An 18,070-nucleotide genomic window follows, 5' to 3' on the forward strand; every position below is an offset into this window, starting at 1 on the left:
GAAAATCAGAAGGTTTTATATAAAAAAGATAATGATAATTAAGATTTTAAATAATCAATCACAACCTGATGATGCTCTCCGGTTTTAAATTTATCGAACACTTTTTCAATCTCTCCCTGTTCGTTAATTAAAAAACTGATGCGATGAATGCCATCAAATGTTCTGCCCATAAATTTTTTCTCTCCCCAAACACCGAAAGCCTCTGCGACTTTGTGTTCTGGATCGGATAACAGAGTGAAATTAAGCTCTTTCTTTTGTTCAAATTGTGCCAATTTTGCGGGCAAATCCGGACTGATACCCAACACTTTCACATTCAGCGCCAACCACTGTGCCTGTGTATCACGAATACCGCACGCTTGAGTTGTACATCCCGGTGTTAAGGCTTTCGGATAGAAATAGACTAACACTTTTTGCCCTCGAAATTCGTTTAATGATACCGGTTGAGAATGTTGATCTAATAAGGTAAATTCCGGTGCTTTTGCACCTGCGGTTAAAGTTTTCATTGATTTTCTCCTTTAAGTTATTTATCAGACTTCACTTAAACAATGTAGTTAAACCGTTGTAAGCTGTAGCGAGTTTGTTATAGCTCAAATAAATTATAGTGAAAAATAAAAAAATTGCTTGCAATGTAAGGTAATTTTGGCAATCTAGAAAACATTGTTTTTCTACATATTTTATTACAGCGAACAAACGCTCAGGAGAAATTTATGTCATCACAACCTTTATTTTCAGGCAGTATTGTTGCCCTTGTTACCCCAATGGATAGTGCAGGCGAAGTCAATTATGGACAATTAAAAAAATTGGTTAATTATCATATCGATGCTGGCACTGATGCTATTGTTTCTGTAGGAACCAGTGGTGAATCAGCAACATTAAGTATTGAAGAGAACATTAAAACGATTTTAAAAACACTCGAATTTGCCGATGGTCGCATTCCAGTAATTGCAGGGACTGGCGCAAATGCCACCAGTGAAGCTGTTACAATGACTAAATTATTAAACGGCAGCGGTATCGCTGGTTGTTTAACTGTAGTGCCTTACTACAACAAACCGACACAGGAAGGGATGTATCTTCATTTTAAAACCATTGCTGAATGTACAGACTTGCCTCAAATTCTTTACAACGTTCCAGGACGTACTGGTAGCGATTTATTGCCTGAAACAGTTGGTCGTTTATCTAAAATCGATAATATTGTCGGTATTAAAGAGGCAACCGGTGATGTTAGCCGTGTAAAAAAAATCAAACAGCTTGCCGGTGAAGACTTCATTGTATTAAGCGGTGATGATGCGACTTTCTTAGACTCTATGAAAGAGGGCGCAGAAGGCGTTATTTCAGTTACGACTAATGTGGCAGCGGTAGATATGGCAAAAGTTTGCCAACTCGCATTAGCAGGTAAATTTGATGAAGCTGAAAAAATTAATCAACGTTTAATGGCATTGCACCACGATCTGTTTGTTGAATCCAATCCAATTCCAGTGAAATGGGCTTGTTACAGACTAGGCTTAATTGATGAACCGACACTGCGTTTACCACTTACTGTATTAAGTGAAGCAGCACAGCCGAAAGTGATTAAAGCATTGCAAACTGCCGGTTTATTATAATATTTAGCAACTTAATGGGGTGTTTATGCACCCCATTCTTATTTTTAGGGGAAAATTATGTCTTATCAAGTTGTCGCTTTTGATTTAGACGGAACACTATTAAACAGTAACGGCGAAATTTTGCCCAGCAGTGTTCAAGCCATACAAAAAGCAAAAACACTCGGCAAAAAAGTAGTATTAGTAACCGGTCGACATCATACTGCTGTAAAACCGTACTATCACCAACTTGGCTTAGATACGCCAGTAATTTGTTGTAACGGCACTTATTTATATCAAATGCAAAATGATCAGGTGTTAGCTGCCAATCCTTTAACCGCTACAAAAGCAAAACGCATTTTAGATCTTGCAAATCAATACGGATCTCACGTTCTGCTCTATTCCCGAGATGCAATGAACTTTCAGGTATTTAATCCGCATATGACTAAATTTAAAATGTGGGCAGATAATTGTGATGAGTCGGTTCGTCCAAATGTCTGCCAAGTTTCTGATCTCTATCACTTTATTACCAGTGGTGATATTATTTGGAAGTGTGTCATCAGCGCACCTAATCGGGAAGTGATGTTGCAAGTGGTGAATCAACTGCCGGCGGATCAATTCAGTTGTGAGTGGTCGTGGGTTGATCGTGTTGATATTGCTAATGTTGGCAACAGCAAAGGCGGACGTTTATTGGAATTATTACAATCGTGGCAAATCGATCCACAACAGGTAATTGCATTTGGCGATAATCATAATGATACTAGTATGCTATCGAGCGTTGGCTTAGGTGTCGCAATGGGCAATGCTGAACCTGAAGTGAAGCAACAGGCAAAATTGGTCACCCTTAGCAACGATGAAAACGGCATTGCTACCACACTTGAGCAATATCTTTTTAATTAAAAGTGCGAGGAAGATTTCAATTCACAGAATCATAGCTAATGAATTTCTCTGATTTTTGGAAGAGGTTGCATTTTAAGTTTGCGAAAAACCGCTATATTGCGTAACACGTCCGTGGCGGGCAAAACCAAATAAAGTGAGGTTATGTTGCTCCGCCATTTCTACCGCTAAAGCGGTCGGGGCAGAAATTGCTACCAGCACTTCGACACCACAAGCTAAACATTTTTGTACCATTTCATAACTCGCTCGGCTACTAACAAAAATAAACCCTTGTGGGCGCTGATGAGTTGCATACCAACCTAACAATTTATCTAAGGCAACGTGTCGCCCAACATCTTCACGAATTGCTAACAATTCACCTTGTGGATCAAAAAAAGCAGCAGCGTGTGTTGCACCAGTTACTTGTGCCAAAGGTTGATGTTGCTCCAGTTGTGTTAAACAGCTATCTAGCTGATTTAACTCCAATGTAAATGTCGGAGTAATAGGAGCATAATGACGTTTCACCTGTTGTAATTGTTCTACACCACAAACACCACAACCGGTTTTACCAACTAAATTTCGTCGATATTGCTTTAAGTCAACAAATTTACGAGTGGACAGCTCTATTTGAATTTCAATCCCTTCACAACTAGATTCCACATCAATGCCGTAAATCTGTTTTGGATCATCAATAATTCCTTCGGTTAAAGAAAAACCGATAGCGAAATCTTCCAAATCTTGAGGAGTACACATCATCACACTGTGAGAAATATCGTTATAAACCAAAGCGACTGGCATTTCGACTGCTAACATTTCTATTTTTTCTTTTGGAATCAAGATTTGCTCACAATAATTCACTTTTTTTTGATAAAAAACACTTTTCTTATTAATGAACTGCATCATATTTTCCCCAAAATACCTATAATAAGTAGGTGTATCTTTCTACCAATCGGCATATGCTTGCTGACAGTAATCTTTAAATTCAAATAATCAATTGAGCGTTGATTATATTACAAAGAAAGAGTAACCTACACCCCGAATGTAAGGATTACATTTTAATCACAAATTAATGCAATTTATTAACCACTCTATTACTATCCAACAAGGAGTATCTATGCAGGTCACAAGAAGAAAATTCTTTAAGATCTGTGCAGGTGGAATGGCTGGCACAAGTGCCGCTATGCTCGGATTCGCACCGGAAGCGGCATTAGCTGCTCCTCGTGAGTATAAATTATTACACACGACAGAAACGAGAAATACCTGTACTTACTGTGCTGTTGGCTGTGGAATGTTACTTTATTCCATTGGCGATAAAGCAAAAAATGTTAAAGGCAAATTGTTCCATATCGAAGGCGACCCAGATCATCCTGTAAGCCGCGGTGCGCTTTGTCCAAAAGGCGCAGGTGCCTTAGATTATGTAAACAGTCCGAATCGTTTGCAATATCCGGAATATCGTGCTCCGGGTTCTAAAGAATGGAAACGTATTTCTTGGCACGAAGCAATTACTCGTATCGCTCGTTTAATGAAAGATGACCGCGATGCTAATTATATTGAAAACAATGCGGAAGGTACTCCAGTAAACCGTTGGTTGACCACAGGTATGTTGGCAGCATCGGCTGCGAGTAATGAAACCGGCATTTTGACTCAAAAATGGGCAAGAATGTTGGGTATCCTTTCTGTAGACAACCAAGCGAGTATCTGACACGGACCAACGGTAGCAAGTCTTGCTCCATCATTTGGTCGCGGTGCGATGACCAATCACTGGGTTGATATTAAAAACTCCGATCTCGTTATCGTGATGGGTGGTAATGCCGCTGAAGCACACCCTGTCGGTTTCCGTTGGGCAATCGAAGCAAAGAAAAACAATGGCGCGAAAATTATGGTGGTAGATCCACGTTTCCACCGTACCGCTTCTGTCGCCGATATTTATATGCCGATTCGTTCAGGTACTGATATTGCATTCCTCTCAGGGGTAATTAACTATCTATTAAGCAACGATAAGATCCAACACGAATATGTTAAACACTATACCAATGCAACTTTCTTGGTAAATGAAGGCTTCAACTTTGAAGATGGGCTATTCAGCGGTTATGATCCTGAAAAACGTCAATATGATAAATCTACTTGGTCTTATCAATTGGACGAAGAGGGTTTTGCTAAACGTGATATGACTATGCAAGATCCGCATTGTGTCATTAACCTATTGAAAAAACACGTTTCTCGCTATACGCCTGAAATGGTTGAACGTATTTGTGGAACAAAACAAAAAGATTTCTTAACATTCTGTACCGAAATCGCTAAAACAGCCGATCCAGCGAAAGCTGCTACATTTATGTACGCATTGGGGTGGACTCAACACACTGTTGGTTCACAAAATATTCGTACTATGGCAATGATCCAGCTATTACTCGGTAATATAGGTGTTTCCGGCGGTGGTGTTAATGCATTGCGCGGACACTCAAACGTACAAGGAATTACGGACTTAGGTCTATTTCCACATATGTTACCAGGATATATGGGCTTACCAACCGATAAAGATATTTCTTTAGAAACTTATCTCAATCGCATTACACCGAAACTTTCACAAAAAGGTCAGGTCAATTATTGGGGTAACACACCTAAATTTTTCATTAGTATGTTGAAAACTTTCTTTGGTGACAAAGCGACGGCAGAAAATCAATTTGGTTATCACTTCTTACCGAAGATGGATCAAAAATATGACCATTTCCGTTTCATTGATATGATGTATGCCGGCAAAGTCAATGGTTATCTCTGCCAAGGCTTTAATCCGATTGCTTCATATCCAGATAAAAACAAAGTGATCTCCGCACTCAGCAAACTAAAATTCTTAGTTATTATGGATCCGTTAGCAACAGATACTTCAGACTTCTGGAAAAATTACGGTGAATATAACAACGTTAAAACTGAAGATATTCAAACTGAAGTTTTCCGTTTACCGACAACTTGTTTTGCTGAAGAAGATGGTTCTATTGCCAACTCTGGTCGTTGGTTACAATGGCACTGGAAAGGTGCTGCCGCACCTGAAGAAGCTAAGCCGGATATTGTTATTCTTTCTGAAATCCGTGAAGCAATGTTAGAACTTTATGATAAAGAAGGTGGTCGCGGTATTGAACAACTTCACGCAATGTCGTGGAATTATCTAAATCCAATCGAACCAACAGCCGAAGAATTAGCGAAAGAAAATAACGGTTATGCACTTGAAGATCTTAAAGATCCGAACGGCAATATTTTGGTTAAAAAAGGTGAATTATTACCAAGTTTCGGTTTCTTACGTGATGACGGAACAACCTCCGCTGGTAACTGGATTTATACTGGTCAATGGACAGAAAAAGGTAATATGATGGCGCGTCGTGACAACTCCGACCCATCAGGTTTAGGTAACACTTTAGGTTGGGCATTTGCGTGGCCATTAAACCGCCGCATCATCTATAATCGTGCTTCTGCTGATTTACAAGGTAAACCTTGGAATCCAAAACGACAATTAGTGAAATGGAACGGTAAAAACTGGAACTATGTCGATGTTGCTGACTTTGGTGCCGCACCTCCGGGAAGTAATGTGACTCCGTTCATTATGCAGCCTGAGGGGGTTTCTCGCCTATTTGCTATTGATAAAATGGCAGAAGGTCCATTCCCTGAACACTATGAACCGATTGAAACACCAATCGGCACAAATCCACTGCATCCGAACGTGGTGTCAAACCCTGTGGCTCGTATTTTGGCATCAGATAAGGAATCTTTCGGTTCACACGAAAAATTCCCTTATGTCGGAACAACCTATCGCTTAACCGAACACTTCCACTTCTGGACGAAGAACTCATTGTTAAATGTGATCGCTCAACCAGAACAATTTGTGGAAATCAGTGAACAACTTGCTGCAGAAAAAGGCATTAAACACGGCGATAAAGTGAAAGTCACTTCTGTTCGTGGTTATATCAAAGCAGTCGCTGTTGTTACCAAGCGCATTCGTCCACTAGAAGTTGACGGTAAGCCGGTTCATACTGTCGGTATTCCAATTCACTGGGGCTTTGTTGGTGTCGGTAAAAAAGGCTTTTTTGCCAATAACTTGACGCCTCGTGTCGGTGATGCCAACACGCAAACACCAGAATTCAAAGCATTTTTAGTCAACATTGAAAAAGTAGCGGAGGCATAAGATGGCAGTTCAAACTCAAGATATTATCCGCGCCTCAGCCACTTCAGCGCTAACACCAGCACCACAAGTACGTGATCACACGGTAGAGGTGGCAAAATTAATTGATGTAACAACCTGTATCGGTTGTAAAGCGTGTCAGGTGGCTTGTTCCGAATGGAATAACCTTCGTGCTGAACCAGGTGATTGTATCGGTAGCTACGATAATCCGGTTGATTTAGAGCCGAAAGCTTGGACAGTAATGAAATTCAACGAAGTTGAAGAAAATGATCGTCTTGAATGGTTAATCCGTAAAGACGGTTGTATGCATTGTGCCGAACCGGGCTGTTTGAAAGCTTGCCCGTCGCCGGGAGCTATCATTCAGTATGCAAACGGTATTGTTGACTATCAATCTGATAAATGTATCGGATGTGGTTACTGTATTGCCGGTTGTCCGTTTAATATTCCTCGTATCAATCCGGAAGATAATCGTGCTTATAAATGTACGCTTTGTTCCGATCGCGTCAGTGTTGGTCAAGCTCCGGCTTGTGCTAAAACCTGTCCAACCGGTGCAATTCATTTCGGTAGCAAACAAGAAATGTTGCAATATGCTGAAAAACGTGTGGCAGATCTTAAAAGCCGTGGCTATGAGAATGCTGGTATTTACGATCCTCAAGGTGTTGGTGGTACTCACGTAATGTATGTGTTACACCACGCTGATCGTCCTGAACTCTATTCCGGCTTGCCGAAAGATCCACATATCAGCGAAGTGGTTTCGCTCTGGAAAGGCATTCTTAAACCACTTGCCGGAGTGGCAATGGGTGCATTAGCGGTAGGTGCTGCGGCTCACTACATTGCAATAGGTCCAAACACTGAAGAGATGGATGAAGAAAAACCGCTTGATCCACACGAAAATAACGAACAAGGAGGAAAATAACAATGGTAGATTTAAACAAAAAAGTGTTACGCCATAATACCAAAGAACGTTTAAGTCACTGGCTTGTTGTTTTCTGTTTTTTCACAACAGGGTTATCCGGACTTTCATTCTTCTTCCAAGATTTCTCTTGGATTGCTGATATTCTTGGTACTCCACAACTGGCAAGGATTGTGCATCCATTTACCGGATTAATTATGATTGCGGCTTTTATGGTGTTGTTTAAAACCTATTGGCGTGACAATTTAATCGAAAAAGGCGACTGGCGTTGGCTGTTAAATGTGGTGGAAGTGTTGAAAGGCAACGAACACCACGTGTCTGATGTCGGTCACTACAATATGGGACAGAAATTGCTCTTCTGGACACTCATCGGTGCATTATTGCTGTTGTTAGTGACCGGAGTCATTATGTGGCAACCTTATTTCGCGCCATCATTCCCAATTCCTGTTATCCGTGTTGCGATTTTATTACACGCTTGCAGTGCTATCGCCTTAATTCTTGGCATTATGGTTCATATCTATATGGCAATTTGGGTGAAAGGATCAATTACCGGAATGCTGGTCGGTACTGTTACTGCACGTTGGGCAAAAAAACACCACCCACGTTGGTTCCGTGAAGAAATCAAACCGATTTTAGAACGAGAAGAACAACAGGAAAAACAATAATATGAGTATTCGCATCCTACCGGAAAGCGAAATCAAACAGGCAGCGGAGGGGCTAAACAGCCCCCCGCTTCTTTTCGCGAATCCTAAAAATTTATATCAACGTCGAGCGAAACGCTTACGTCAATTAGCGGAAAACAGTCCTTTCAAAGATTATTTGCAATTCACCGCAAAAATTGTTGATGTACAGCTAAGATTATTACAAGAACAACCTATCGCAAAAGATCCTCGTTTAGATAAAGAGGTTCTAAGCGCAGAAGTTCTCGCCTCACAGCCATTACATTTCAAAAACTGGAAACGTGATGCTGTTTGGCAAACGCTACTCACTCATCTACTTGAAGAGTGTAAAAGTTTTGCCGATGGTGTCATTGCCGATACCATCGAAACATTAGAAAAAATGTCTATGCAACAACGTGAACAAATTGCTGATCATCTATTGAACAGTGAATTTGAAGCGGTAAGCAGTGATCAGGCAATTTTTGTGTGGGCAGCTTTAAATCTTTATTGGGTACAATTAGTGCAACAAATTCCACATCACGCTAATGCGGAACTCGGTGAACATCGCCATTTCTGCCCGGTATGCGGTTCTGCGCCGATCACCAGTGTGGTTCATTTCGTCACAACACAAGGCTTACGTTATGTACATTGTGCGTTGTGTGAAAGCGAATGGAATATTGTGCGCAGCAAATGTACAAATTGCGAACAAACTGCACATATCGATTATTGGTCACTTGATAGCGAATATGCGGCGGTCAAAGCGGAAAGCTGCGATGATTGCCACAGCTATTTGAAGGTGTTATATCAAGATAAAGATCCTAATGTTGAACCGGCAGCAGATGACTTGGCAACCTTGTTGCTCGACAATGAAATGGAAGAAAAAGGCTATGCCCGTAGCGGCATTAATCCATTGCTCTTTCCAGTCGGTTAAATGCTAAATAAAAAGGCTTTGCCATTGGATTTCATCTTCGCGGCAAAGCCTCTGTTTTCTCAAATTTATTCTGCTAATTCCTTTCTTAATTTTGCTGCCACATAACCACAACTTGCCTTGAGTTTTAAATTTTTCTCAGCAATAAAATGACGCAACGCTTGAATTAATTTATCGCCTACACCTTGATTACGTAAACTCACATCAACGAAAGTATGATCAGCATTAATCATCGTTCCATTCAGATAAACATAACTCAAAAATGCGACACACTGATGCTGTTTCTCAATAAAAAAACGCCCTTGTTTCCCACTATCCTGATGTTGAATTTCCAACTCCACCTTTTTATTCCCTCGTTTTTAGCTGGTTTAAAATCGAACAAAACAGCACAAATGCCCAATAAAAATTCATTGTTATCAACGACAAATCAGCTCATATATTTAGCCTGATCAATTTCAGTGGTAAATGGGCTCTCTTCGGTCGGGATTTTCTTCTCTTCCGCCGCCCATTCGCCTAAATCAATTAATTGGCAACGCTTACTACAAAACGGACGATAAGGGCTTTTCTCCGACCATTCCACCTCTTTGTGGCAAATCGGGCAAGGAACAGTAAATATCTCTTCTTTTTCACTCACTTTATCTGACATCTTTCACCTCTGTTTGTGCTAATCGTAGATACTTTTGATGCAACTGCTGCACTTCATTTTTTAACGTTTGTAGATTTTCCGGCGTTAACTGCTGTTCATTACTGATAACATCATCCGCCTCTGCTAAACGTTGTTGACGTGACACTTGTGATTGCATAATTTTTCTAATCAATGCTGCTGAATTTTGATCACGTCGGCTTGCCCGTTGCAACTGGGTTTCTTCACTGACATCAACCACTAAAATACGATCACAATAATGCTGCAGATGATTTTCCAACAACAGCGGCACAACCCATAATACATAAGGTGCTGTTTGTTGCTGTAATTGTCGCAACATTTCCTCTCTGATTGCCGGATGTAACAACTGGTTAAGCCACTGTTTCTGCGCTTCGTCATTAAATACTTTTTGCCGCAACGCACTACGATCCAATGCCCCTTCGGCAGTTAATATCTCCGAACCAAAATGTTCCGCAATTTTTGTCAACAGTGGAGAACCTTTTCCCACCACCTGACGAGCCACAATATCGGCATCAATTATCGGCACATTGAGTTCCGTAAACAGATCGGCAATCGTGCTTTTGCCGCAGCCGATACCGCCGGTCAGCCCGACCACATAACTCATTCATTACACTCCACTTAATTTAAAAAAGAGAGTTTGCCGCTCTCCTGTAATAAAAATAGACTTAACGCTGCAATGACCAAACTTGGTGCAAAGGGGATATAACGCCCTCGACCACCGCTTAAAAGTAAATAGTGCAGTATGGCTATTATACTGGATATGAGTAACAGATAGGGAAGAAAATATACTGAAATCAATAACGCTAACGAGGGGAATAATAAAACATCACCGAGCCCTAATGCGTTTGTTTTTCCGCTTAAATATAACAAAAGATAAAGCAATAATCCGGAAACAAAAGCGGTAGAAAAGCTAATCACCGCATCAAAAAGTGCTAGTGAACTTATTTCAAACGCTGCCAACAATAATGCGCAAACCAACAATAAATAACAGTGGATCACAGAAATTCGCTGATATTGATAATCCAATATTGCGACCTGATAACATACGGCGTAAAGCACATAATACAACCACGCTACCCAACTCTTCATCGTTAAAAAATAACAGGCTAGTGCAATCAGTAAGTAGCAAAGAAGATGCAAGCTGCTCTCCACGTTAAAACAAACTGAAGATTTTTCAGACAAAATAGCGTGCTGTTGTTGATGCCAACAGAAGAAAGCAACACTCAACAACAATAAAACCGCAACCATCATAAAACCACATTGCCCATATTAAAAATCGGCAGATACATACCGGCAATAACCACACCAATAATCGAGCCGATTATTAACATTAATATCGGCTCCAATAATTTAGAAAACACCTCCACTTGATTAGATAAATTTTGTTGGCTCTGTTCCGCTAAATAGTGCAACATCTGCACCAAATTGCCGCTATTTTCACCGATAATAATCATCTGTTTTGCCTGATAGGGAATAAAGCGACTGCTCAACCCTGAAGAAAATCGTTGCCCTGCCTGCAAGCTCTGTAAACATTGCTGTGCTTCGATCGCTAAAATGGATTCTGTTGCTGCTCGGCTTCGTTGATAACCGGATTGAGGCACAAAGGTGGCTAAACTCTGTTGCAAGGTTATGCCTGAATTTAACATTGAAGAGAGAATGGTATAAAACTGAATTTGTTGTAACTGCAAATAAAGCCGCTGAATTGACGGCACTAAACAAGCCAATTTCAATAATTGCCGACGTAATGAAGGAAACATCAGATAACACCGCCGTAGCACCACAATGCCTACGACAAATACCGCCAATAATTGCCACAGATAATTTTGCAAAAATTGCGAGCTCTGTAATAAAACTTGTGTAATCAACGGTAAGGCGTGCTGTTGTTGATCATATAAATCAGCAAATTTAGGCACAATAAAGAGCAGCAATAACACCGTTAACAACATTGATACCGACAACATCATTAACGGATAAAACATTATTTTTTTCATCTGCTGCCGTAACTTTAGTTGTCGCAATTTATTATCCGCTAATTGTTTCATTACCTTTGCCAATTGTGCGCTGATTTCACCGCTGTATAACAATTGCCACTCCTGTTCCGATAAAAATTGCTTTTCATTTTTTAATGCCGTTGATAATGAAAAACCACTGTTCAATGCGGTTAAGCACCGCCCTATCAGTTGGTATAAAGAGGTTGAATCACAACTTTCCTGTAACATCTGCAACGCCGGTTTCAACGGTATCTCTGCCTGCAACAATAATGCGAACTGCAATAAAAATTCAGCTTGTTTCTCTAATGTTAGTGTGGAGAAAAATTGCCAATTTTTATTTAATGAGGATAAAAAGATCCCTTGTGCAAAAAGGCGTTGACGTGCCTGTTCCCGATCGTCCGCAATCAATACTCCTTTGACGCTATTACCAAATTGATCTTTTCCTTTCCAACGATATTCCGGCATTGTTTTTCTCCATTTTTAGCTGTTCTCCGTCTTGCCGAAGACGCGTTCAACCTCTGCTGTTGTCGTGATCCGTTGCTGTAATTTCAGCTGTGCTGCCGCCAATAATGTCGGATAATCCATTTGAATTTGTTGTTGCTGATAATGTAACAGTTGATAAACGCCGGTTCGTCCGCGATAACCGTCAACACAATCGCATTGCTGAGATTTATCACCTTGGCATAAGGTGCAACGTTTGCGGACTAAACGTTGTGCCGCCACCAGCAATAATGAATTTTCCAATTCGTGTTGCGCAATTCCCAACTGCTGCAATCGGGAAATTGCACCGATTGCCGTATTGGTATGCAGTGTCGATAACACTAAATGTCCCGTCTGTGCCGCGCGTAATGCTATCTCTGCCGTTTCCTGATCTCGAATTTCCCCAACCATAATGACATCCGGATCTTGGCGTAAAAAACTCCGCAATAATGTCGCAAAAGTTAAACCGATTGCGGCATTTGCTTGGGTCTGAATAATGCCGTTTAATTGCAGTTCTATCGGATCTTCCGCCGTAAGAATGTGGCGACTTTCCTGATTTAAAAAATGTAAACCGCTATATAATGTCAAACTTTTACCACTTCCGGTCGGTCCGGTAACCAAGATTAATCCTTGCGGTTGAGATAACGCTTGCCGGAACAGCACAGCCTGCTCGTTTGTCATTCCCAGTTCGGTAAAATCATCAAACACCGGTGTGTTAGGTTGCAATCGTAATACGATTTTTTCACCATATTGTGTCGGTAGAGAAGATAACCGAATATCTAATGTTTCACCGAATGCGGTTTTAAAACGAAAACGACCATCCTGCGGCAAGCGTAATTCGTTAATATCCAGTTTTGCCAACAATTTTAGGCGTGAGTTTAAGCGTTGACCTATTGACAATGTCAGCACCTGATGCCGTTGTAATACGCCGTCAATTCTAAAACGGATCTGGAACTCCTGACGTAACGGCTCAAGATGAATATCAGAAACGGAATATTGCAAACCTGATTCCAATAATTGATTGAATAGTTGAATAATCGGCTCTTGTGCATCAACTTCCGCAATTTCATCCGATTTTGCGACAATATCATTTTGCTGATAACTATGCAGTTGTGATTCTTGCACTTGATTTGTCGCCGTTCCGGGTTGCAACTGCTGTAATAACTGTTTCAGTGCAGTTTGTCCGATCGCAACCGGCTCAATCTGTTTGCCGGAAAGAAAAGCGAAGGTTTCGCAGGCTGCTAAATTATCGAAAGACTCAACCGCTAACCATAACTGTTGCGCTTGTTCCTGCAACGGTACCGCTAAATAACGCAATAACAGTTCATATTGCTGTTGATTCTTCTGCCATTGCAATTCTGAAATTTCAAACAGCTGCTCCGAATCCAATGCCTTTACACAATAGCCCATTTTCGCTGCTCCCTAATTAATTTGCAGAAGTATTGCTACAAAACCCTGCCGGAAACAGTCCATTATCACCGCTACAAGTTACACTCCAATCAATTAATTCACCGTTATTGCCATCACTTGGTGTCATCGTATAACTGATGTTCTCCAGACTGGATTTACCGGAAACAGAAATAACACCGGCAGCCACATTAACCTCTTTAAGATATTTAAATTTATCCATATTAGACGGCTTCGCCTGAATGCCGTTTTGACCGGCGTTACAGCTTGCTTTACTCTTAGTGTTATAAATACAGAGCTCAACTTCCGCCTTATAGGGTGAAGAGGCTTGAATCAATTCTGATATTGCCGCCTTTTTGGTGTAATTTTGATAAGAGGGAATGGCAATAGTTGCCAACACGGCAATAATCGCAATGACGATCATCAATTCAATTAAAGTAAATCCGGCATAATTCGCCTTTAGTTGTTCACGTTTTTTCATATCAGCTCCTCGCAAAAAAATTTGCTAAAAAATGACAAAAACAGCTTCATTAGCCCAGAAACTCGTTAAAATATTGTGATACTGATCGAAAAAAGAGAATTTTTATGTACAAAATAATAGATGGTACGCTACAAAATGCGGTACTAATTCCTTCACCGCATTTTGATCAGCGCCCCGATGTTAATGATATTTCATTGCTGGTGATTCACTATATCAGCCTACCGCCGGAACAATTTAACGGCGATTTTATTGATGATTTCTTTCAAGGGAAATTAGACCCTTCGCTTCACCCCTATTTTGCTGAAATTTATCAGCAACGGGTTTCCGCACACTGTTTGATCAGACGAAACGGTGAAATTAAACAGTATGTTAATTTTAATCAACGTGCGTGGCATGCCGGCTTGTCTTCGTTTCAAGGGCGTGAAAAATGTAATGATTTTGCTATTGGGATTGAGTTGGAGGGTAGCAATAATCAACCCTTTACTGAACAACAATATTGCACTTTGGCTGAAGTCTCCGCTGCCATTATGCAAACTTACCCGTTAATTACGCCCGATCGGATTGTTGGCCATTGCGATATTTCGCCCGGTCGTAAGATCGATCCCGGTCAATATTTCAACTGGCATTATTACCGACAAAAATTGAGCTATATCAAATAATCACTTGATTTACCTCATTTAAGTAATTAAAGCCTTCGTTATCCGGGCTTATACTGCCGCCAACGATTTATCAGAGAGGTACGAATATGGAAAACCCATTTGATGCACACTGGTCATCGAAAGGTAATACCCTTTGTTTAGGGCATTGGGAAATTACTTATCAAGGCAAACCCATCACTTTGCCGGAAGAGAAACGCGAACACGATATGGGCACACGCGGAATTTACAATTTTATCGATCCGGAAGATGAGCTTTATCTCGAAGGATTGGATGAAAATGACTGGATTTTAGAAAATATTGAATGGTTAACCGATGTTTTTATTCAGGAAGATATTCCGATTGAAGAACAAAATATGCGCTTTTTTTATCAAGCCGTAAATAAAGATGATTGGCGTTGCGGCAGCTGTGGCGGTTGTATTTAAATCACAGTTGATATTCGAGAAGCGAAAAAACCGCAAAAGCATTTCGATTCTCGAATATTCTTGTTTATAATGACCGCCATTTAGTCAATTTTGCTCAATCCTATTTTTATGCTTTCTCAGTTAGAACAATATTTTTCTCATTTACACCATTATTTAAAACACAAAACGCATCAAACTTCTCGTCTTTCCCGCAAAAGTATTGAATTTATCTGTTTACTGTTTGGTGCACTCTTAGTGGCACTTGTTTCTTGGAGTTTTGCAAAACTGGTTGAATTGGGGTTGGAAATTAATACTTTTTTAGTCAATCTCAATCCAATCGTTGCTTGGATTTTACTTCCTTTCGGCATTGCAGCACTTGCGTGGTTCACCCAAAAATTTACGCCTTATGTTGCCGGTAGCGGTATCCCTCAAGTTATCGCTTCCATTGCGTTACCGCACGGCAAACCTAAAGAAACATTGGTACATTTTGCTCAAACCGTCTGGAAAATTCCGCTTACCTTTTTGGCAATGTGTTGCGGCGCATCCGTCGGGCGTGAAGGGCCTTCGGTACAGGTGGGCGCAGCAGTAATGTTATCTTGGGGGAAATTCTGTCGCAAATATAATTTGGCATTTAAAGGCTTGAGTTATAACGAATTAATTGCTACCGGTGCTGCCGGCGGTTTGGCAGCCGCATTTAATGCTCCCTTGGCAGGGGTTATTTTTGCCATTGAAGAGATCGGAAGAGGCACACCGTTACGTTGGGAACGCCGTGTATTATTGGGGGTTCTTGCCGCCGGTTTTATGCTGGTACTGATTCAAGGGAATAACCCTTACTTTCCGCAATATCGCGGTGCCGACAGCGTGCAAAATATTGTGCTGTGGTTACTGATTACTGCCGTTATCTGCGGTTTCTTCGGTGGTTTATTCGCACGTCTATTAGGCAAAGGGCTTGCCGCTTATTTACCTGCATTTATGCGTGGCTTTGTGCGCCGCCACCCTATCATTGTCGCCTTTATGCTCGGTCTATTATTAGCGGCACTTGGTACATTCACCAATCATCAAACATACGGCACCGGCTATGCGGTGGTTACTCAAGCGTTAAACGATCAGGCTTTAGATGATTCTGTCGGCATTGCTAAACTGTTTGCTACTGTCTTTACTTACTGGTCCGGAATTGCCGGCGGGATTTTTACACCGGCATTAACCACCGGTGCTGCAATCGGCAGCAACATTTGGCATTTGAGCGGCGGTATCGTTGATCAACGTTTTTTAGTGTTATTATCAATGGCGGCTTTTTTAGCAGCGGCAACACAATCACCGGTGACCGCCAGTGTGATTGTAATGGAAATGACAGGAAGTCAGCCCGAATTAGTCTGGCTGCTCAGTACCAGCTTAATGGCTTCCATCGTGTCACGCCAAATTTGCCCTAAACCGTTTTATCATTTTGCGGCGGGACGCTTCCGTCAACGTATTCAAGAACAATTTAATCAACAACATAAAACCAATGACAACAACACAAATTGATTTTTATCGTGGGCGATTTTCTGTCGCCCCAATGCTGGATTGGACCACACGTCACTGCCGTTTTTTTCATCGACAATTCAGTCGTCATACCTTGCTGTACACCGAAATGGTCACCGCACCGGCGATCATTTATGCTAAATATGATCATCTGCTTTATCATCCGCAAGAATTGCCGTTAGCACTACAATTAGGCGGCAGTGATCCGCAACAACTGGCGGATTGTGCCGCACTTGCCGAGCAGCGTGGTTACAGTGAAGTTAACTTGAATGTCGGTTGCCCATCAGACCGCGTACAAAACGGTTTCTTCGGTGCCTGTCTAATGGCAAAAGCAGACTTGGTGGCACAATGTATTGACGCAATGCAGCAACGCATCAATATTCCGGTCACGGTTAAAACCCGAATCGGCATTGATGATCTCGACAGTTATGAATTTCTTTGTGATTTTGTTGAAAAAGTCGCTGCAGTCGGTTGTCAGGATTTTATTATTCACGCCAGAAAAGCGTGGCTTTCCGGATTAAGCCCGAAAGAAAATCGAGAAATTCCACCGCTTGATTACACGCGTGTTTATCAATTAAAACGGGATTTTCCACAACTGAAAATTGCGATCAACGGCGGCATAAAAACAATTGGAGAGATACAGAACCATCTACAATATGTTGATGGAGTTATGGTTGGACGTGAAGCTTATCAAAATCCACAATTATTAGGATATATTGATCAAATATTCTTCGATCCTGATGCACCAATTGTTACACCATTAGAGGCTGTCGAAAAGATGTTTCCTTATATTGAAAAAGAATTACAACAAGGTGTACCACTAGGTGCAATAACACGCCATATGTTAGGTGCATTCCAAAATCAGCGCGGTGCAAGACAATGGCGACGCTATTTAAGCGAAAATGCACATAAAGTCGATGCCGGTATCGATGTGGTTGAAAAGGCATTATCTTTCGTGCAATAGCAGTAATAAGTGATTGCATCGATTTGTCTTTTCTTACTAAAAATAACGTAGAATGGACAAGTTCTTAAATTTGAATCATTCAGATCAAAAATAAGTGATAACGCAATCAACTTAACAACAAAATAGTGGTAAAGTAAATGCGTTTTTCTGATAGAAATGATCTTATCTACTCGAAATTAGCTAGCAAATAAGGAGAAAAATATGGCAACTCGCCGAGAATTAGCAAACGCAATTCGTTTTTTAAGTATGGATGCGGTGCAAAAAGCAAAATCAGGACACCCAGGCGCACCTATGGGAATGGCGGATATCGCTGAAGTTTTATGGCGTGATTTTTTATCTCATAATCCGAACAATCCAAAATGGATCAATCGTGACCGCTTT

At 41.0% G+C, this 18,070-nt stretch carries 20 protein-coding genes; 11 read left to right on the top strand and 9 right to left on the bottom strand.

Annotation, left to right across the window (positions count from 1 at the left end; genetic code table 11):
* Positions 1-38: 38 nt before the first annotated feature.
* Positions 39-503 carry a thioredoxin-dependent thiol peroxidase gene (bcp, locus tag JP36_RS02595; RefSeq protein WP_039171647.1) on the bottom strand — a complete coding sequence of 155 codons (465 nt, stop codon included), beginning with the start codon at positions 501-503 and terminating at the stop codon, positions 39-41.
* Positions 504-707: 204 nt separating this feature from the next.
* Between bcp and dapA the strand changes: the two genes are divergently transcribed.
* Entirely contained in the window at positions 708-1,601 is an 894-nt protein-coding gene (dapA, locus tag JP36_RS02600; protein ID WP_039171650.1) for a 4-hydroxy-tetrahydrodipicolinate synthase, read from the top strand.
* 57 nt (positions 1,602-1,658) lie between these two features.
* Complete coding sequence (locus tag JP36_RS02605) at positions 1,659-2,477, top strand: pyridoxal phosphatase (protein ID WP_039171652.1); 819 nt, start codon at positions 1,659-1,661, stop codon at positions 2,475-2,477.
* Positions 2,478-2,549: 72 nt separating this feature from the next.
* Here JP36_RS02605 and fdhD read toward each other — a convergent pair whose 3' ends face one another.
* Positions 2,550-3,353 carry a formate dehydrogenase accessory sulfurtransferase FdhD gene (gene fdhD, locus JP36_RS02610; protein WP_039171696.1) on the bottom strand — a complete coding sequence of 268 codons (804 nt, stop codon included), beginning with the start codon at positions 3,351-3,353 and terminating at the stop codon, positions 2,550-2,552.
* A 214-nt stretch (positions 3,354-3,567) separates the two neighbouring features.
* Here fdhD and fdnG point away from each other — a divergent pair, with 214 nt between their 5' ends.
* The 4 genes from fdnG to fdhE are packed head-to-tail and all read left to right on the top strand — an operon-like array spanning position 3,568 to position 9,124.
* Positions 3,568-6,624 (top strand): formate dehydrogenase-N subunit alpha, encoded by a 3,057-nt coding sequence (gene fdnG, locus JP36_RS02620; protein WP_156106917.1) that lies wholly within the window; start codon positions 3,568-3,570, stop codon positions 6,622-6,624.
* 1 nt (position 6,625) lies between these two features.
* Positions 6,626-7,537, top strand: coding sequence for a formate dehydrogenase subunit beta (fdxH, locus tag JP36_RS02625; protein ID WP_039171660.1), 912 nt, complete (start codon positions 6,626-6,628; stop codon positions 7,535-7,537).
* A gap of 2 nt (positions 7,538-7,539) precedes the next feature.
* Positions 7,540-8,199, top strand: coding sequence for a formate dehydrogenase subunit gamma (locus JP36_RS02630; protein ID WP_039171663.1), 660 nt, complete (start codon positions 7,540-7,542; stop codon positions 8,197-8,199).
* Position 8,200: 1 nt separating this feature from the next.
* Complete coding sequence (fdhE, locus tag JP36_RS02635; protein ID WP_039171666.1) at positions 8,201-9,124, top strand: formate dehydrogenase accessory protein FdhE; 924 nt, start codon at positions 8,201-8,203, stop codon at positions 9,122-9,124.
* Between the two features lie 65 nt (positions 9,125-9,189).
* Here fdhE and JP36_RS02640 read toward each other — a convergent pair whose 3' ends face one another.
* The 7 genes from JP36_RS02640 to ppdD all read right to left on the bottom strand — a co-directional run bounded on the left by JP36_RS02640 (position 9,190) and on the right by ppdD (position 14,144).
* A complete protein-coding gene (locus tag JP36_RS02640; protein WP_039171669.1) occupies positions 9,190-9,462 on the bottom strand; it encodes a GNAT family N-acetyltransferase in 273 nt (90 codons plus the stop codon).
* Positions 9,463-9,548: 86 nt separating this feature from the next.
* Positions 9,549-9,767, bottom strand: coding sequence for a DNA gyrase inhibitor YacG (gene yacG, locus JP36_RS02645; protein WP_018345915.1), 219 nt, complete (start codon positions 9,765-9,767; stop codon positions 9,549-9,551).
* Positions 9,757-10,389 (bottom strand): dephospho-CoA kinase, encoded by a 633-nt coding sequence (coaE, locus tag JP36_RS02650; protein ID WP_039171671.1) that lies wholly within the window; start codon positions 10,387-10,389, stop codon positions 9,757-9,759. Before coaE ends, yacG begins: the two co-directional genes overlap by 11 nt.
* A 14-nt stretch (positions 10,390-10,403) precedes the next feature.
* The gene (locus JP36_RS02655) at positions 10,404-11,036 is read right to left on the bottom strand and encodes a prepilin peptidase (protein ID WP_234702137.1); all 633 of its coding nucleotides are present in this window, start codon (positions 11,034-11,036) and stop codon (positions 10,404-10,406) included.
* Complete coding sequence (locus tag JP36_RS02660; RefSeq protein WP_039171673.1) at positions 11,033-12,241, bottom strand: type II secretion system F family protein; 1,209 nt, start codon at positions 12,239-12,241, stop codon at positions 11,033-11,035. The genes JP36_RS02655 and JP36_RS02660 overlap by 4 nt, the downstream gene beginning before the upstream one ends.
* A gap of 15 nt (positions 12,242-12,256) precedes the next feature.
* Positions 12,257-13,666: a GspE/PulE family protein gene (locus tag JP36_RS02665; RefSeq protein ID WP_039171676.1), complete on the bottom strand. Its 1,410-nt coding sequence runs from the start codon at positions 13,664-13,666 to the stop codon at positions 12,257-12,259.
* Between the two features lie 16 nt (positions 13,667-13,682).
* Positions 13,683-14,144 (bottom strand): prepilin peptidase-dependent pilin, encoded by a 462-nt coding sequence (ppdD, locus tag JP36_RS02670; RefSeq protein ID WP_039148357.1) that lies wholly within the window; start codon positions 14,142-14,144, stop codon positions 13,683-13,685.
* Positions 14,145-14,248: 104 nt separating this feature from the next.
* Here ppdD and ampD point away from each other — a divergent pair, with 104 nt between their 5' ends.
* From ampD to JP36_RS02695, 5 genes are all read left to right on the top strand, one after another.
* On the top strand, positions 14,249-14,803 hold the full coding sequence (ampD, locus tag JP36_RS02675) for a 1,6-anhydro-N-acetylmuramyl-L-alanine amidase AmpD (RefSeq protein ID WP_039171679.1): 555 nt from the start codon (positions 14,249-14,251) through the stop codon (positions 14,801-14,803).
* Positions 14,804-14,889: 86 nt separating this feature from the next.
* Entirely contained in the window at positions 14,890-15,225 is a 336-nt protein-coding gene (locus JP36_RS02680) for a hypothetical protein (RefSeq protein WP_013746603.1), read from the top strand.
* Between the two features lie 108 nt (positions 15,226-15,333).
* Positions 15,334-16,728 carry a chloride channel protein gene (locus tag JP36_RS02685; protein ID WP_039171682.1) on the top strand — a complete coding sequence of 465 codons (1,395 nt, stop codon included), beginning with the start codon at positions 15,334-15,336 and terminating at the stop codon, positions 16,726-16,728.
* On the top strand, positions 16,709-17,689 hold the full coding sequence (gene dusA, locus JP36_RS02690) for a tRNA dihydrouridine(20/20a) synthase DusA (RefSeq protein WP_039171686.1): 981 nt from the start codon (positions 16,709-16,711) through the stop codon (positions 17,687-17,689). Before JP36_RS02685 ends, dusA begins: the two co-directional genes overlap by 20 nt.
* 201 nt (positions 17,690-17,890) lie before the next feature.
* Positions 17,891-18,070: ribulose-phosphate 3-epimerase (locus tag JP36_RS02695; RefSeq protein WP_039171689.1), on the top strand; the 180-nt coding region annotated here is incomplete at its 3' end.

Origin of the sequence: Gallibacterium genomosp. 1, from assembly GCF_000771875.1 — a bacterium.
Classification (GTDB): domain Bacteria; phylum Pseudomonadota; class Gammaproteobacteria; order Enterobacterales; family Pasteurellaceae; genus Gallibacterium.

Excerpts from the sequence above, each read along its gene's own strand:
- fdhD (WP_039171696.1), bottom strand. The coding sequence starts at position 3,353 with ATGCAGTTCATTAATAAGAAAAGTGTTTTTTATCAAAAAAAAGTGAAT.
- JP36_RS02685 (WP_039171682.1), top strand. The coding sequence starts at position 15,334 with ATGCTTTCTCAGTTAGAACAATATTTTTCTCATTTACACCATTATTTA.
- dapA (WP_039171650.1), top strand. The coding sequence starts at position 708 with ATGTCATCACAACCTTTATTTTCAGGCAGTATTGTTGCCCTTGTTACC.
- JP36_RS02665 (WP_039171676.1), bottom strand. The coding sequence starts at position 13,666 with ATGGGCTATTGTGTAAAGGCATTGGATTCGGAGCAGCTGTTTGAAATT.
- fdhE (WP_039171666.1), top strand. The coding sequence starts at position 8,201 with ATGAGTATTCGCATCCTACCGGAAAGCGAAATCAAACAGGCAGCGGAG.
- dusA (WP_039171686.1), top strand. The coding sequence starts at position 16,709 with ATGACAACAACACAAATTGATTTTTATCGTGGGCGATTTTCTGTCGCC.
- yacG (WP_018345915.1), bottom strand. The coding sequence starts at position 9,767 with ATGTCAGATAAAGTGAGTGAAAAAGAAGAGATATTTACTGTTCCTTGC.
- JP36_RS02630 (WP_039171663.1), top strand. The coding sequence starts at position 7,540 with ATGGTAGATTTAAACAAAAAAGTGTTACGCCATAATACCAAAGAACGT.
- JP36_RS02660 (WP_039171673.1), bottom strand. The coding sequence starts at position 12,241 with ATGCCGGAATATCGTTGGAAAGGAAAAGATCAATTTGGTAATAGCGTC.
- ampD (WP_039171679.1), top strand. The coding sequence starts at position 14,249 with ATGTACAAAATAATAGATGGTACGCTACAAAATGCGGTACTAATTCCT.
- bcp (WP_039171647.1), bottom strand. The coding sequence starts at position 503 with ATGAAAACTTTAACCGCAGGTGCAAAAGCACCGGAATTTACCTTATTA.
- JP36_RS02605 (WP_039171652.1), top strand. The coding sequence starts at position 1,659 with ATGTCTTATCAAGTTGTCGCTTTTGATTTAGACGGAACACTATTAAAC.
- fdxH (WP_039171660.1), top strand. The coding sequence starts at position 6,626 with ATGGCAGTTCAAACTCAAGATATTATCCGCGCCTCAGCCACTTCAGCG.
- ppdD (WP_039148357.1), bottom strand. The coding sequence starts at position 14,144 with ATGAAAAAACGTGAACAACTAAAGGCGAATTATGCCGGATTTACTTTA.
- JP36_RS02655 (WP_234702137.1), bottom strand. The coding sequence starts at position 11,036 with ATGATGGTTGCGGTTTTATTGTTGTTGAGTGTTGCTTTCTTCTGTTGG.
- JP36_RS02680 (WP_013746603.1), top strand. The coding sequence starts at position 14,890 with ATGGAAAACCCATTTGATGCACACTGGTCATCGAAAGGTAATACCCTT.
- coaE (WP_039171671.1), bottom strand. The coding sequence starts at position 10,389 with ATGAGTTATGTGGTCGGGCTGACCGGCGGTATCGGCTGCGGCAAAAGC.